This is a genomic window from Streptomyces sp. NBC_00989 (assembly GCF_045162655.1).
Classification (GTDB): domain Bacteria; phylum Actinomycetota; class Actinomycetes; order Streptomycetales; family Streptomycetaceae; genus Streptomyces.
In genome coordinates this window covers 6,515,822-6,529,789 of record NZ_CP108728.1, presented here as the reverse complement: position 1 = coordinate 6,529,789, position 13,968 = coordinate 6,515,822, and the positions used below count along the sequence as shown (strand labels likewise).

The 13,968-nt window shown below is 72.0% G+C and carries 12 protein-coding genes; 6 read left to right on the top strand and 6 right to left on the bottom strand.

The window, feature by feature from the left end:
- Window positions 1–120: 120 nt before the first annotated feature.
- Both OG714_RS29065 and OG714_RS29060 read left to right on the top strand, forming a co-directional pair.
- Window positions 121–3,078 carry a BTAD domain-containing putative transcriptional regulator gene (locus tag OG714_RS29065; RefSeq protein WP_406125351.1) on the top strand — a complete coding sequence of 986 codons (2,958 nt, stop codon included), beginning with the start codon at window positions 121–123 and terminating at the stop codon, window positions 3,076–3,078.
- A 217-nt stretch (window positions 3,079–3,295) separates the two neighbouring features.
- Window positions 3,296–3,493 (top strand): hypothetical protein, encoded by a 198-nt coding sequence (locus OG714_RS29060; protein ID WP_406125349.1) that lies wholly within the window; start codon window positions 3,296–3,298, stop codon window positions 3,491–3,493.
- Between the two features lie 88 nt (window positions 3,494–3,581).
- On the opposite strand, the gene OG714_RS29055 is transcribed toward OG714_RS29060, so the two are convergent.
- A complete protein-coding gene (locus OG714_RS29055) occupies window positions 3,582–5,162 on the bottom strand; it encodes a FadD3 family acyl-CoA ligase (RefSeq protein ID WP_406125347.1) in 1,581 nt (526 codons plus the stop codon).
- Between the two features lie 99 nt (window positions 5,163–5,261).
- Here OG714_RS29055 and OG714_RS29050 point away from each other — a divergent pair, with 99 nt between their 5' ends.
- From OG714_RS29050 to OG714_RS29040, 3 genes are read left to right on the top strand one after another with little or no spacing between them, the layout of a single operon-like run.
- The gene (locus OG714_RS29050) at window positions 5,262–6,410 is read left to right on the top strand and encodes a lipid-transfer protein (RefSeq protein WP_406125345.1); all 1,149 of its coding nucleotides are present in this window, start codon (window positions 5,262–5,264) and stop codon (window positions 6,408–6,410) included.
- Window positions 6,411–6,428: 18 nt separating this feature from the next.
- Window positions 6,429–6,845, top strand: coding sequence for a Zn-ribbon domain-containing OB-fold protein (locus OG714_RS29045; RefSeq protein ID WP_406125343.1), 417 nt, complete (start codon window positions 6,429–6,431; stop codon window positions 6,843–6,845).
- A complete protein-coding gene (locus OG714_RS29040; RefSeq protein ID WP_406125341.1) occupies window positions 6,842–7,615 on the top strand; it encodes an enoyl-CoA hydratase/isomerase family protein in 774 nt (257 codons plus the stop codon). The genes OG714_RS29045 and OG714_RS29040 overlap by 4 nt, the downstream gene beginning before the upstream one ends.
- A gap of 3 nt (window positions 7,616–7,618) precedes the next feature.
- Here the strand turns inward: OG714_RS29040 and OG714_RS29035 are convergent, their stop codons facing one another.
- From OG714_RS29035 to OG714_RS29025, 3 genes are all read right to left on the bottom strand, one after another.
- Window positions 7,619–8,155, bottom strand: a complete 537-nt coding sequence (locus tag OG714_RS29035; protein ID WP_406125339.1) for a hypothetical protein — start codon at window positions 8,153–8,155, stop codon at window positions 7,619–7,621.
- 36 nt (window positions 8,156–8,191) lie between these two features.
- On the bottom strand, window positions 8,192–10,537 hold the full coding sequence (locus OG714_RS29030) for a PQQ-binding-like beta-propeller repeat protein (RefSeq protein WP_406125337.1): 2,346 nt from the start codon (window positions 10,535–10,537) through the stop codon (window positions 8,192–8,194).
- Window positions 10,538–10,716: 179 nt separating this feature from the next.
- Window positions 10,717–11,439, bottom strand: a complete 723-nt coding sequence (locus OG714_RS29025; protein ID WP_406125335.1) for a VOC family protein — start codon at window positions 11,437–11,439, stop codon at window positions 10,717–10,719.
- A 134-nt stretch (window positions 11,440–11,573) separates the two neighbouring features.
- Here OG714_RS29025 and OG714_RS29020 point away from each other — a divergent pair, with 134 nt between their 5' ends.
- On the top strand, window positions 11,574–12,209 hold the full coding sequence (locus tag OG714_RS29020; RefSeq protein ID WP_406131993.1) for a TetR family transcriptional regulator: 636 nt from the start codon (window positions 11,574–11,576) through the stop codon (window positions 12,207–12,209).
- A gap of 61 nt (window positions 12,210–12,270) precedes the next feature.
- Here the strand turns inward: OG714_RS29020 and OG714_RS29015 are convergent, their stop codons facing one another.
- Both OG714_RS29015 and OG714_RS29010 read right to left on the bottom strand, forming a co-directional pair.
- On the bottom strand, window positions 12,271–12,756 hold the full coding sequence (locus OG714_RS29015) for a nitroreductase/quinone reductase family protein (protein ID WP_406125333.1): 486 nt from the start codon (window positions 12,754–12,756) through the stop codon (window positions 12,271–12,273).
- Window positions 12,753–13,946 (bottom strand): acyl-CoA dehydrogenase family protein, encoded by a 1,194-nt coding sequence (locus OG714_RS29010; protein WP_406125331.1) that lies wholly within the window; start codon window positions 13,944–13,946, stop codon window positions 12,753–12,755. Before OG714_RS29010 ends, OG714_RS29015 begins: the two co-directional genes overlap by 4 nt.
- Window positions 13,947–13,968: the final 22 nt, after the last annotated feature.

Here is a 13,968-nt window from a genome sequence, read left to right as displayed (position 1 = left end):
ATGTGAGGGGCTTGTGATATCCCGCGCGGCCACCTGTGAGCGGTGCCACCGAGAGCTGACGCATCCGCCGCGAACAAGGCAAACTGTCGTAGCTAACAGGCTTGCCTAGGGGGAACGGCGATGGACGGTGGACCGCGGGTACCGGAGCAGCGGCGCCCCGATTCCGGCTCGGAGGAGTCGACCGCGCTGCGCTTCAGCGTGCTCGGTCCGGTACGTGCCTGGCGGGGCCCCGTTTCGCTGCCCACGGGCTCTCCCCAGCAACGCGCCCTGCTGGCCGCGCTGTTGCTGCGCGAGGGCCGGACGGCGACCGCCGGTGAGCTGATCGACGCCCTGTGGGGTGACGACCCTCCGTCGCAGGCGCTGGCCGCGGTGCGGACGTACGCGTCCCGGCTGCGGAAGTCGCTGGACGCCGGGGTCCTGGTCAGCGAGTCGGGCGGGTACGCCGTACGGGGGCTGCCCGAGGGCGCGTTGGACGTGGCCGAGGTCCACGACCTGGCGAACGAGGCGGAGAAGGCGAAGTCGGCGGGTGACCTGTGCCATGCGCGGGACCTGCTGGGCCGGGCGCTGGCCCTGTGGGACGGCGAGCCGCTGGCCGGACTCCCGGGGCCCTACGCGGAGGCCCAGCGCGTCCGCCTGGAGGAGTGGCGGCTCCAACTCCTCGAATCCCGCCTCGACATGGACCTGGAGCAGGGCTGCCACGCGGAGGCGGTCAGCGAACTCACCGCCCTCACCGCGGCCCACCCGCTCCGCGAACGCCTCCGCGAACTGCTGATGCTCGCGCTGTACCGCTCCGGCCGGCAGGCGGAAGCCCTGGCCGTGTACGCGGACACCCGGCGTCTGCTCGCCGACGAGCTGGGCGTGGATCCGCGCCCCGGCCTGCGCGAACTCCAGAACCGCATCCTCCAGGCCGACCCGGGCCTCGCGGAGCCCTCCGCACCGGCGGCGGAGACCGTGACGGCACCGGTCCGCCCCCACCAACTCCCGGCGACGGTCCCGGACTTCACCGGGCGCGTGTCCTTCGTGTCCGAGCTGAGCGACGTCCTGGCCTCCGCCGAGGGCCGCGTGATGGCGGTGTCGGCACTGGCGGGAATCGGCGGCGTCGGCAAGACGACCCTCGCCGTCCACGTGGCCCACCAGGCCCGGTCCACCTTCCCCGACGGCCAGTTGTACGTCGACCTCCAGGGCGCGGGCTCCCGCGCCGCCGAGCCGGAGACCGTACTGGGCGCGTTCCTGCGGGCGTTGGGCACCCCGGACTCCGCGATACCCGACTCCCTGGAGGAGCGGTCGGCGCTGTACCGGTCGGCGCTGGACGGCCGCCGGGTGCTGGTGCTGCTGGACAACGCCCGGGACGCGGCCCAGGTACGCCCCCTCCTCCCCGGCATGGAGGGCTGCGCGGCGCTGGTCACCTCCCGGGTACGGATGGTGGACCTGGCCGGAGCGCATCTCGTCGACCTCGATGTGATGTCCCCCGAGGAGGCCCTCCAGCTCTTCACGAAGATCGTGGGCGCCGAACGGGTCGCCGCCGAACGGGAGTCCGCCCTCGACGTGGTCGCCGCGTGCGGCTTCCTGCCGCTGGCGATCCGCATCGCCGCATCGCGCCTCGCGGCCCGCCGTACGTGGACGGTCTCCGTCCTCGCCGCCAAACTCGCCGACGAGCGGCGGCGGCTGGACGAGCTCCAGGCCGGCGACCTGGCCGTGAAGGCCACGTTCGAGCTGGGCTACGGCCAGTTGGAGCCGGCGCAGAAGCGGGCGTTCCGGCTGCTGGGGCTGGCCGACGGCCCGGACATCTCGCTGGCGGCGGCAGCGGCCGTACTCGACCTCCCGGCGGAGGAGACGGAGGACGTGCTGGAGTCCCTCGTCGACACGTCGCTCGTCGAATCGGCGGCTCCGGGCCGCTACCGGTACCACGATCTGGTGCGGCTCTACGCGCGTGCGTGTGCGGAGCGGGACGAGTGGCCGCCGAGTGAACCGGCCGCCGCGCTCTCGCGGTTGCTGGACTTCTACCTGGCCACCGTGTCGGGCGTCTACCTCATCGAACGGCCCGGCGACCGGCTGGTGGACCACCTGGAGCGCACCGAGTACCCGGGGCTCGTGTTCTCGGACCGGCACACGGCCCAGGACTGGCTGTACGCCGAGGCGGTGTCGCTGCTGGCGTGTGTCCGGCAGGCAGCGCGGGCGGGAACGCTCCGGCGGGCCGTGGACGTCCTGTGGGCGGCCGTCGACCTGGCCGAGTCGGGTACCAACTCCAAGGAGTACGAGGCCGTCGCCGAGCTGCTGCGCAACACGGCGCGCGAGGCCGCGGATCCTCACACGGAGGCGCGGGCGCTGACGCTGCTGGCCTTCGTGCACCACATCTCCGGCTCCCGGTTCGACGTGGCGCTCCAAGAGGCCGAGCAGGCGACGGAGTTGGCCACGCGGGCCGACGATCCGCTCACCGGCTGCTGGTCCTCCAACATCAGCGGTGTGGTCGCGCTCTACCAGAACCGGCACGAGGAGGGCGCCGCCCACTTCGCCCGGGCCATCGAGAGCTTCCGCGCCCTCGGGGACCGCCCCGGCGAGGCGAGCGCCCTGTGCAACCTCTCGCGCATCCACCTGGCCACCTCACGCACGGCGAGCGCGGTGGCGCTGGCCCAGCAGGGCACGGCGATGTACGACGACATGGGGCACGACCTGCGGGGCGCCAACGGCCGGTACGCGCTGGGTCTCGCGCTCACGCAGAGCGGCCAGCTGTCCGAGGCGACGGAGTGCCTCAACCAGGCGCTCCAGGTGTTCCGGGACAGCCGGCAGCGCCTGTGGGAGGGCATGACCCTGTTCCGGCTCGCCGAACTCGACCTGGCGGCCCGCCGGCCCGCCCAGGCCGCGGTCAACGCCGAGGCGGCCCTGACGCTGTTGCGCGGGATCGGCGGCGAGTGGCGGCGGGGCAACGTGCTCACCGTGCTGGGCCGCGGCCTGAACGGCATCGGGCAGCCCGGTCGCGCCCAGGTGTGCTGGCGCGAGGCCCTCGACCTCTTCGAGTCGCTGGGAGCGCCCGAGGCGGACGAGGTCAGGGGCCTGCTGACGCCGACGGCCGCCGCCTGACGCCGACGGATCCGCCCCCGCCACAGGGGCGTTCATCGTTCGTTTATCGCGGTCAGACACTCTCAGCTGTGTCGGGCCGTCGCGTCGGGGGGCAGACGGAACGGCAGGTGGCCGGGCATCTATGGTGAACCGGCCGTGAGGATCCGTCCGGCAGTTCTCGGGGGAGTTGCCGGGCGGATCCCGCCCAATCACCGCACGTAACAGGGGAGCCAGTGAGATGAGCGACGACAACAGCACTGACAACGTCCACGCCACGGACGAGCCGACCGCCGTGACCGCGGACAACGTGCACGCCACGATCGAGCCCGTCACGGTGAAGAACGTCCACGCGACGGGTCAGCCGATCACCGCGGTGCTCGACGAGGGCACCGACGCGTCGACCGACAACGTCCACGCCACGGGCGAGCCGGTCTGACCGACCGCACCGCACGGGGGACCGGCCGCGACGGCCCAGGGGGAGCCGTCGCGGCCGACGTGTGTCCGGGACCCGGTCCGGGGGTCCCTCACCGCCCCCGCAGCTCCCCCTTGACCACCTTGCCGCTGGCGTTCCGAGGCAGCTCCCCCACGAACTCCACCAGCCGCGGCACCTTGTAGTTCGCCATCTCCCGCCGCGCCCAGGCGATCAGGTCGTCGCCGGTCAGCGTCACGTGCGGCCGCCGTACGACGTACGCCTTGCCGACCTCGCCGAGCCGCGCGTCCGGTACGCCGATCACCGCCACGTCCGCCACATCGGGATGGACGCCGAGGAGCTGCTCTATCTCCGCCGGGTACGCGTTGAAGCCGCCGACGATGAACATGTCCTTGATCCGGTCGGTGATCCGGAGATCGCCCTCCTCGTCCAGCACGCCGACGTCTCCCGTGCGCAGCCAGCCGTCCTCGCCGAGCACCTCCGCCGTGGCCGCCGGGTCCTCGTAGTAGCCCCGCATGACGTTGAAGCCGCGGACCAGCACCTCGCCCGGGGTGCCGAGCGGCGCCGCCACCCGCACCTCGGTCCCCGGGATCGCCCGCCCCGACGTCGACGCGATCACCGCCGGATCGTCCCCGCGCCGGCACATCGTCACGATGCCGCTGGCCTCCGAGAGGCCGTACGCGGTCAACACCGTCCCCACTCCCAGCTCGCCCCGCAACCGCTCCACCAGCCGCAACGGCACCACCGCCGCGCCCGTGACCACGAGCCGCAGCGCCGAGAGGTCGTGCGCGTCGCGGGCCGGGTGGTCGAGGAGGGACTGGTGGAGAGTGGGCGGGCCAGGGAGGACCGACACCCGTTCCGCCGCGATGTTCGCCAGCACCGTGTCCACGTTGAACACCGACTGCGGGATCATCGTCGCGCCCCGCATCAGACAGGCGATCACGCCCGCCTTGTAGCCGAAGGTGTGGAAGAAGGGGTTCACGATCAGGTAGCGGTCGCCCTGCCGCAACCCCGCCAGGTCGCTCCAGACCTCGTACGCCCGCAGCGTCTGCGCGTGGGTGATCACCGCGCCCTTCGGGCGGCCCGTCGTACCGGACGTGAAGATGATGTCCGAGACCGTCGAACCGTCCAACTCCCGCTCCCGTTCCCGCACTTCCGCCGTACCCACCCCCTCCCCGCCGGCCAGGAAGTCCTTCCAGGTGCGGAAGTCGGCGGGCGCGTCGTCCGCGAGCACCACCACCTGCTCCAGCGCGGGGAGTCCGGGCAGGGGACCGTCCCCGGCCCCCTCCCCCGCCGCGCGCCGCAGCGACGCCACGTACGACGTCCCCAGGAACGTCCCGGTCACGAACAGCAGCCGCGCCCCGCTGCTGCGCAGCACATACGCGGCCTCGCTCCCCTTGAAACGCGTGTTCAACGGCACCAGCACCGCGCCCGCCGACACCGCGCCGAGCGCCGAGACGATCCAGTCCGTCGAGTTCGGCGCCCAGATGCCCACCCGGTCGCCGGCCTCGATCCCGGCGGCGACACAGGCGGCCGCCGCGCGCTCCACCCGGGCGCCCAACTCGGCGTAGGAGATCCGTGTCCGGCCCTCCACCACCGCCTCGGCGTCCGCGTACCGTTCCGCGGCCGAGCGCACCAGGCCCGGGATGGTGCCCCACTCCACGTCTCCGCGCATGAACGGCCTCCCCAAACCCAATAGCTGACTACCCGTCAGATTAGCTGTAGCCTGACGCCCTGTCAGCAGCCCCGGTGTCACGCGGAGGTGCACAGAAACATGGCCGGACTGAAGGACGCGACCGCGATCGTCGGCATCGGACAGACCTCCTTCGCCAAGCAACTCCCCGAGGACGAGCGGACCTTGGCATGTCGTGCCGTACTCGCCGCCCTCGACGACGCGGGGATCCCCCCCGGCGAGGTCGACGCCCTCGCCTCCTACACGATGGAGGAGACCGACGAGGTCGAGCTGGCGAAGGCGGTCGGCTTCGGGGACCTGACCTTCTTCAGCAAGATCGGGTACGGGGGCGGGGGTTCATGCGCCACGGTCGCCCACCTCGCCACCGCCATCGCCGCCGGTCAGGCGACGGTCGGCGTGGCCTGGCGGTCCCGGAAGCGCGGCAGCGGGGCGAGACCCTGGACCAACACGACCCGCCAACTCCCCACCCCCGCCCAGTGGACCCGCCCCTTCGGCCTCCTCCGGCCGGCCGACGAGATAGCCATGCTCACCCGCCGCTACATGTACGAGTACGGCGCCACCCGGGATCACCTGTTCAACGTCGCCCTCGCCTGCCGGAACAGGGCCAACCAGAACCCCGCCGCGATCATGTACGACCGCCCCCTCACCCGCGAGATGTACATGACCTCCCGCTGGATCAGCGAACCCCTCTGCCTCTTCGACAACTGCCTGGAAACGGACGGGGCGTTGGCCTGCGTGGTCGTCTCCCGCGAGCGCGCCCGCGACTGCCGGCGCCGACCCGTCTATGTCCACTCCGCCGCCCAGGGCCTCCCCGCCCAGCACCACGGCATGGTCAACTACTGGAACGACGACCCCCTCACCGGCCCCGCCTGGACCGCCGCCCGACACCTGTGGAAACACGCCGACTTCACCCCGCAGGACGTCGACGTCGCCCAGATCTACGACGCGTTCACCGCCCTCGTCCCGCTCTCCCTGGAGGGCTACGGCTTCTGCGGGCGCGGCGAAGGCGGCGCCTTCACGGAGGGGGGTGCTCTGGAGATCGGCGGTCAACTGCCCCTGAACACCGGCGGCGGCGGGCTCTCCGAGGCGTACGTCCACGGCTTCAACCTGATCAACGAGGGCGTACGGCAGTTGCGCGGCACCAGCACCGCCCAGGTCCCGGACGCCGCCACCTGCCTGGTGACGGCGGGCGAGGGCGTCCCCACCTCCGCCCTGCTGCTCACGAAGTGAAATGAGGAGTCGACCGCCATGCTCACTCCGCTCACCGACGACGACGGCGCCCCCTTCTGGCAGTACGCCCGCGACGGCGAACTCCGCGTCCAGACCTGCGCCGACTGCGCCGAACCCCGCTTCCCGCCCCGCCCCTGCTGCCCCCACTGCCAGTCCTTCGCGAGCGAGTGGCGGCAGGTGAGCGGGCGCGGGCGGGTGTGGTCGTACGTCTTCCCCCACCCCCCGCTCCTCCCCGACTACGCGGCCGTCGCGCCGTACAACGTGATCGTCGTCGAGCTGGTCGACGCCCCGCGGATCCGGCTGGTCGGCAACCTCGTCAGCGAGGCCGGGGCCGCGATCAACTCCCTCGCCCCCGGCCGGATCCGGATCGGGGCGCGGGTGCAGGTCGTGTTCGACGAGGCCGGGCTTCCGCAGTGGGTTCTGGAGCGGTCATGACGCTGAACGTCTCCGTCGACAAGGACACCGGCGTCGCCGTCGTCACCCTCGACCGGCCGCACAAGCTCAACGCCATCGACCTCACCACGGCCGCCGAACTGGCCGCCGTATGGCGGGAGTTGCGGTTCGACGACTCCGTACGGGCCGTCGTCCTCACCGGCGCCGGGGAGCGCGCCTTCTGCACCGGCCTCGACCGGGACGCGGTCGTCCCACAGCCCAACTCGCCCTACATGCAGGACGATCCGCTGCTCGACATCGGCCCGAAGGCCAACGACCTGTGGAAGCCGGTGATCTCCGCCGTGCGCGGGATGGCCTGCGGCGGGGCCTTCTACCTCCTGGGCGAGAGCGAGTTCGTCGTCGCCGACCCGACCGCCGTGTTCTTCGACCCGCACACCACGTACGGCATGGTCAGCGCGTACGAGTCGGTGCTGATGGCGCACCGGATGCCGTACGGCGAGGTCGCGCGGATGATGCTCATGGGGACGGCGGAACGGATCTCCGCGCGGCGGGCCCACGAGCTCGGGCTCGTCTCCGAACTCACGGAGCCCGGGCGGGCGTTGGAGGCCGCCGTGGCCTGTGCGACCGTCATCGCCGGGTATCCGACGGAGGGCGTCCAGGGGACCGTGCGGGCGTTGTGGTCGGCGAAGGAGGCGGCGCGGGCGCAGGCGTATGCGCAGGCGCCGCCGTTGATCGCCCTTGGCAATCTCCCGGCCGAACGGCAGGCGGAGTTGTTCGCCGACCGGAAGAACGGCGGCTTCCGGACCCGGTGAGGGTCAACTCAGCGCGGTGGCAAGGCGGTCGACCTCGCAGTGATCGAGCCGGTCCAGGGCCCCCGTACTGGCGGCGGCCATCCGGAGGGTCGCCTTGCCGTTTGCCGGCACCGACACCTGGCTGCTGGCGTCGGCCATGGTGAACCCGGTCCTGTCCTTGTACGCGACCTTCACGGTGAAGAGCGCCTCGCGCCCGTTCGGGTTCCTGACCTCGACAGTCGTGTACGGGTCGGCAACGCTCGCGCACCGCTTGAGCACCGCGGTGCCGTCCTTCAGAGGCCGGGCGGTGGCGGACGAGGTCGCCGTGGGAGTAGAGCGGTAGTTGGGCCGGTGAGTGTACGAACTGCCCCCGGACGAACCGCCCGATGATGTCGACGTGTCGTGGTCCTGGCTGGAGCTGCTGCACCCGCCCCCTCCCCCGCCGCTCCCGTGACCGTGGCGGCTGCTGCTGTGGTGCCGTCCGGTGGAGAAGCCGGTGAGGGTGAGAACCGTCAGTGCCAGTACCGCCGTGAGTTTGAGCCTGCGCCCCCGCGTTTGCATCCGATCATGGTACCTACCGGGACCAACCGGCTTCGCTCACGCGGTCCTTGCGGTCCCCGTGCCCTTCTCCGCGTCGAGGGCGTACACGCAGCGGTCCTTGCTGCACGCGTACACGACCCCGTCCCTGACCACCGGTGCCCCGGTGATCTCGCCGCCGGTGGCGAGCTTCCAACGGAGGCGGCCGTCGTCGGACTTGAGGGTGTAGAGGAGGTGGTCGGTGGAGCCGAAGTGGATACGGCCCTCGGCGACCGCAGGGGTGCCCACGATGTCGCCGCCGGCCTGGAAGCGCCACTTGGGTGTACCGGTGACCGCGTCGAGCGTGTAGAGCCCCTTGCCGCTGCCGACGTGGACGTGGCCCGCGGCGACGAGGACCGGTTCGATCGACGCCCGCGATTCCGTCGCGATGCGCCAGCGGTCGCGGCCGTCGGCGGCGTCGAGGGCGTAGACCGTGCCGAGGTAGTCGGCGAGGTAGATGCCGCCGCCCGTGACCGCCGGGCCGGGGGCGAAGGTGGGCGGGCAGAGGAAGACGGCCGGTGCCTCGAAGTGCCAGCGGACGCGGCCGCTCGCGACGTCGACGGAGAGGACGCGAGTGCCGGCGGAGACGTACACCTGGCCGTCGGGCGCCGCGGTGATCCGTACGGGGACTCCCCCGCAGGAGGCCGCGTCGCCGATCGGGTACGACCAGCGCTCGTCGCCCGTCCGGGCGTCCAGGGCGCGCAGCCGGGCGTCCTGCCAGACGTACACGGTGCCGTCGTGCAGCGCGGGGCCCGCCTCCGGGGACTCGAAGTCGGTCTGCGCGCCGGTCAGCTGCCAGAGCTTCTGCCCGCTGGACGCCTCCCAGGCCTGTACTCCGCCGCCGCGCGTGCCGGTGACGACGGTGCCGCGGTCGGCCTTGAGGGAGTACACCCAGGCGTCGGTGGACAGCCGCCACAGGTCGCCGCCCTCGCGGGCGTCCAGGGCGAAGAGGGTGGGGCCGTCCGAGGCGTGGATACGGCCGTCCGCGACCGCCATCGACCAGGCGACGTCCCGGGTCTTGAAGGACCGGCGGCCGGTCGCGACGTCCAGGGCGTGCACCTCGAAGGAGGTGACGTAGACGAGGTCGCCGGCGACGGTCGGGGTGCCCCAGACGTCGTTCGACATACGGAACCGCCAGGGGCGCCAGCCGGAGGCCGTTTCCGGCGGCAGCGCGGGGGGCGCGGGGACGGCGGCGGGGTCGGCGCCGTTGACGCCGGGACGGGGCCGGGACCAGGAGGCGACCAGGCCGGCCTCCGGAGGGGGTGCCTTCACCGCGGCGGCGCGGGCGTCGGCGACCCGGGGGCCGGGGCCGATCGGCACCGGGGCGCCGGCCAGCCGTACGGGCCCGGTGTCGGGGGCGCCGGCCGGGACCGGGACGGGTACGACGGGGTCGTGGGAGGGCGGGGGCGGTACGGGAACGCGCCCGCCACCGCCGCTGCGGCCGGCGGTGGGCGTCGGTTTCACGGGCGGGCGTCCGCCGCGCCGCGTCTCGATCAGGGTCACCGCGCGCTCGGGCAGCCAGGCCGAGGCCGTACCGCTGTCGTCCGAGCCGGAGCCGAAGAGGTGCGGGGCGAGCTGGGCCTGGAGGTCGGCCGGGTTGGGCCGGCCGGTGGCCTCCATCTGCATGCAGGACTCGATGAGCGGGCGCAGTTCGTCCGGGAGGCCCTGGAGGTCGGGGCCCTCGCGCAGCAGCATGAAGACGGTCTCGACCGGGTTGGCGCCGTGGAACGGAGGGTGTCCGGTGGCGGCGAAGACGAGCATCGAGCCGAGCGAGAACACGTCGCTCGCGCCGGTGACGCTGCGGGAGTCCTTCGCCTGCTCGGGAGACATGTAAGCGGGGGTTCCCACCGCCACGTTCGTCATCGTCAAACGCGTGTTCGACACACCCGAGGCGATACCGAAGTCGATGACCCGCGGCCCGTCCTCGACCACGAGCACGTTGGACGGTTTGAGGTCACGGTGGACGAGACCCGCCCCGTGGATGGACTGGAGCGCCTCCGCGACCCCCGCCGCGAGCCAGCGCACCGCCTGGGCCGGCATCGGCCCGCACTCGTTCACTATCTCTTCGAGGGAGGGCGCGGGCACGTACGCGGTGGCCAGCCAGGGCACGGCGGCCCGCGGATCGGCGTCGACCACGGCAGCCGTGTAGAAGCCGGAGACGGCCCTCGCCGCCTCGACCTCGCGCGTGAAGCGGACCCGGAACAGCTGGTCCTCGGCGAGTTCCGTGCGCACGGTCTTGATCGCCACCCGCCGGCCGGACGCCGAGCGCGCGAGATAGACCAGCCCCATGCCGCCCGCGCCCAGCCGTCCCAGCACCTCGAACGGCCCGATCCGCCGCGGATCGTGCTGCGTCAGCTGATCCACCACTTGCCTGCCACCTCCCCGTACGGGCCACGCCACCCACATATGTACGCGACCCCGTGCAGCGTCTCACCACCGCACCGCCATGACGGCGCTCACCCTGATTCTTCCTGGCCGGGCCACAGGTTGCGAACCCGGCGACTAATCGGGGTGTCTCGCCATATCTCCGGACAAACATCCAGGTGTCAGCGTTGCAGCAGCGCGAACGACGCCCCTTGATTGTCCGTGACGACCGCCACTTTCCCGTACGACGTCTCGAAGGGCGGGACCTGCACCCGCCCGCCGAGCCGGTGCACAGCCCCCAGAACAGGCTCGATGTCCTCGACCCGGAAGTGCACGAGGAAGTGCGGCGGCATCTCGACCGGGAAGACGTCGGAGACGGGCGCCCGCCCGAAGTCGGGAGCGGCCTCCGGTCCGAAGAGGGCGTCTGTGAAAAGTCCGCCGTAGAAAGTGTTCGCGGTCTCCGTGTCGCGGGCGTACAGCTCGGCCCAGCCGAAGGTGCCGGGCTTGTGCCGGGTGCCGAAACCGGGGTGCCGGGCGGCCTGCCACAGGCCGAAGACGGCACCCTCCGGGTCGGCGGCGAGGACGGCCGTGCCCAGTTCCCCCAAGGAAACCGGCGCCATCACCACCTGCCCGCCGGCCGCCCGGATCCGCCCGGTCAGCCGCACCACGTCCGGCGTCGCGAAGTACACCGTCCACACGGTCGGCATCCGCCCGTCCGCCTTGTGGGCGAGCGCCGCGACGGCCTCGCCGTCCTTGCGGGCCCATACGGAGCCGCCGTACGCCTCCTCGAAGGTCCACCCGAAGAGCTCACCGTAGAACCGCCTGCCCGCAGCCAGGTCCGGAAGCTGTGCGTCCACCCAGCAGGGGACGCCCTCTCCGTACGCGGATGCCCTGTTTTCGGCCATACCGTCAAAGTAACGGCGCCGCACGCACCCCGCAGACCAGGCACACCACCCTCTGGACCCTCGTGCACCCCATTTGCAGTCGGCCGAATCGCGCTCCGATCACCCCTCGGTAAGCTGACGGCATGACAGGACAAGTGCGTACCGTCGACGGCCGCGTGGCCGGCCGGCGTGGGCAGGCGACCCGGCAGAAGCTGCTCGACTGCCTAAGCGAGATGCTCAGCTCCTCCCCTTACCGGGACGTCAAAGTCATCGATGTCGCCCGGAAGGCGGGTACTTCGCCCGCGACCTTCTACCAGTACTTCCCGGACGTCGAAGGCGCCGTCCTGGAGATCGCCGAGCAAATGGCCACGGAGGGCGGTCAGTTGACCGAACTGCTCGCCGGCCGTTCATGGGTCGGCAAGGCGGGTTGGCAGACCTCCCAGGAACTCGTGGACGGTTTCCTGGAGTTCTGGCGCAGGAACGACGCGATCCTCAGGGTCGTCGACCTCGGAGCCGCCGAGGGAGACAAACGGTTCTACAAGATCCGGATGAAGATCCTGAACTCCGTGAACAACTCCCTCTCGGACGCGGTCGCCGAGTTGCAGTCCAAGGGCAAGGTCGACAAGGACGTGAACCCGGCGGCGGTCGCCGGTTCACTGGTCGCGATGCTCGCGGCCGTCGCCTCGCACCAGAAGGGTTTCCAGACGTGGGGCGTCAAGCAGGCTGAACTCAAGCCGAACCTGGCGCTGTTGGTCCACCTGGGCGTGACCGGCAGGAAGCCGACGAAGTAGGAGCTCCTGCTTCCCAGGCGCTGACTTCTCAGGTCCCAAGTCCTGTCTCGCGGGCGGTGGTTCACTCCGGTGGACCACCGCCTGCCCTGCGTGTGATCCGGAACAGTCTGATCTCCCGCTCCACCCGCGCCTGATACGTCGCGTACGGCGGCCAGAACTCCAGCGCCGTCTTCCACACCTCCGCCCGCTCCGCCCCCTCCAACAGCCGTGCGGTGACCGGGATCCCGGCACCCTTCCAGCTGATCTCGGCATCGGGATGGGCGAGCAGGTTGTGCGTCCAGGCGGGATGACCGGCACGGCCGAAGTTGGACCCGACGAGCACCCAGCCGCCCTCTTCTGGCATACAGGCGAGCGGACTTTGACGCGGCTGCCCGCTCCGCGCACCGGTGGAGGTCAGCACCACCCCCGGCAGCATCTGGGCGCTCAGCAGCACCTTCCCGCGCGTGAGCCGGTGCACGGCCCGGTCGAGGGCGGGGATGACGTGCGGGGCGATGCGCGCGAACCCGGGGGTCGAGGACACCTTCTGCACCAGCCGGACACCGATCACACCGTCACCTCGTGGCTCTCGAAGAGGCGCGCGCCCTCGGCGGCGTACGCCCGCAGCCGGTGCACCGGCCCGAACAGCAGCTCGTCCCCGGCGGCACGCTTGAAGTAGAGATGGGCCTCGTGCTCCCAGGTGAACCCGATCCCGCCGTGCAGCTGGATCCCCTCGGCGGCGGCGGTCCGCAGGGCCTCCAGCGCCTGGGCCAGCGCGAGCCCACCGACCCGCTGCTCCCCGTTGCCGGTTGCCCAAGCGGCGTAATAGGCAGCGGACTTGGCGGCCTGCACCTGCACATACACATCGGCCAACCGGTGCTTCACCGCCTGGAACGACCCGATCGCCCGCCCGAACTGCTCCCGCTGCTTGACGTGTTGGACGGTCCGCTCCAGGGCCCGGTCGGCGGCTCCGACGGCTTCGGCGGCGAGCGCGGCGGCGACGGTGTCGCCGGTGGCGGAGAGTTCCCGCAGGACGTGCGGACTGTCGTCGGCGCCGAGCAACTCGGCCTCCACGTCCCGTAGTTCGAGCCGCGCCTGCGGCCGGGTCGCGTCAAGAGCGGTCTGCCGTACGCGCACGAGCCCGGCGGCATCCCCCGCCACCAGGAACAGCAGCGTCCGCGACCGGGCGAAGCCCCCGGCATGGGCGGCGACAAGCAGCAACTCCGCGCTGTGCCCGTCGAGAACCTGTGCGACCTGCCCGTACAACCGCCACCCGGAGTCTCCGGCCTGCCTGGCCTGCACCCCGCCCGCACGCCCGCCCCCCGCCCATTCCCCGCCGTTGGGGCCGGTGAGGGTGAGGGCGGTGGTGAGGGCGGTGCCGGGTACGGCGAGGGCGGCGGTCAGGGAACCGGCGGCGATGCGGGGCAGCAGCCGGGCGCGCTGGGGCTCGGTGCCGAGGGCGAGGACGAGGGGGGCGGCGAGCACTGCGGTGGCAAGGAGCGGGGAGGGGGCGAGGAAACGGCCCGTCTCCTCTGCCGCGAGGGCGAGTTCGGTCGCCGAGCAGCCGACACCGCCGTAGGCCTCGGGGAGGGCGAGTCCGGGCAGGCCGAGTTGCCGGGCGAGGGCGGTCCAGAGGGCCGGGTCGTGTCCGGCGGGGGTGTCGACGGCTGCGCGCAACTCGGGGGAACCGCACCTCTTCTGGAGCAGTTCGCGGAGGGTACGGCGGATCTCGTCCTGCTCTGCGGTGAAGCTGGCGTCCATGGCACTTCCCTCCAGATCTGAC

What these genes read in the sequence shown, in the direction of transcription:
- OG714_RS29065 (WP_406125351.1), top strand. Translation starts at nt 121, where the DNA reads ATGGACGGTGGACCGCGGGTACCGGAGCAGCGGCGCCCCGATTCCGGC.
- OG714_RS29060 (WP_406125349.1), top strand. Translation starts at nt 3,296, where the DNA reads ATGAGCGACGACAACAGCACTGACAACGTCCACGCCACGGACGAGCCG.
- OG714_RS29055 (WP_406125347.1), bottom strand. Translation starts at nt 5,162, where the DNA reads ATGCGCGGAGACGTGGAGTGGGGCACCATCCCGGGCCTGGTGCGCTCG.
- OG714_RS29050 (WP_406125345.1), top strand. Translation starts at nt 5,262, where the DNA reads ATGGCCGGACTGAAGGACGCGACCGCGATCGTCGGCATCGGACAGACC.
- OG714_RS29045 (WP_406125343.1), top strand. Translation starts at nt 6,429, where the DNA reads ATGCTCACTCCGCTCACCGACGACGACGGCGCCCCCTTCTGGCAGTAC.
- OG714_RS29040 (WP_406125341.1), top strand. Translation starts at nt 6,842, where the DNA reads ATGACGCTGAACGTCTCCGTCGACAAGGACACCGGCGTCGCCGTCGTC.
- OG714_RS29035 (WP_406125339.1), bottom strand. Translation starts at nt 8,155, where the DNA reads ATGCAAACGCGGGGGCGCAGGCTCAAACTCACGGCGGTACTGGCACTG.
- OG714_RS29025 (WP_406125335.1), bottom strand. Translation starts at nt 11,439, where the DNA reads ATGGCCGAAAACAGGGCATCCGCGTACGGAGAGGGCGTCCCCTGCTGG.
- OG714_RS29010 (WP_406125331.1), bottom strand. Translation starts at nt 13,946, where the DNA reads ATGGACGCCAGCTTCACCGCAGAGCAGGACGAGATCCGCCGTACCCTC.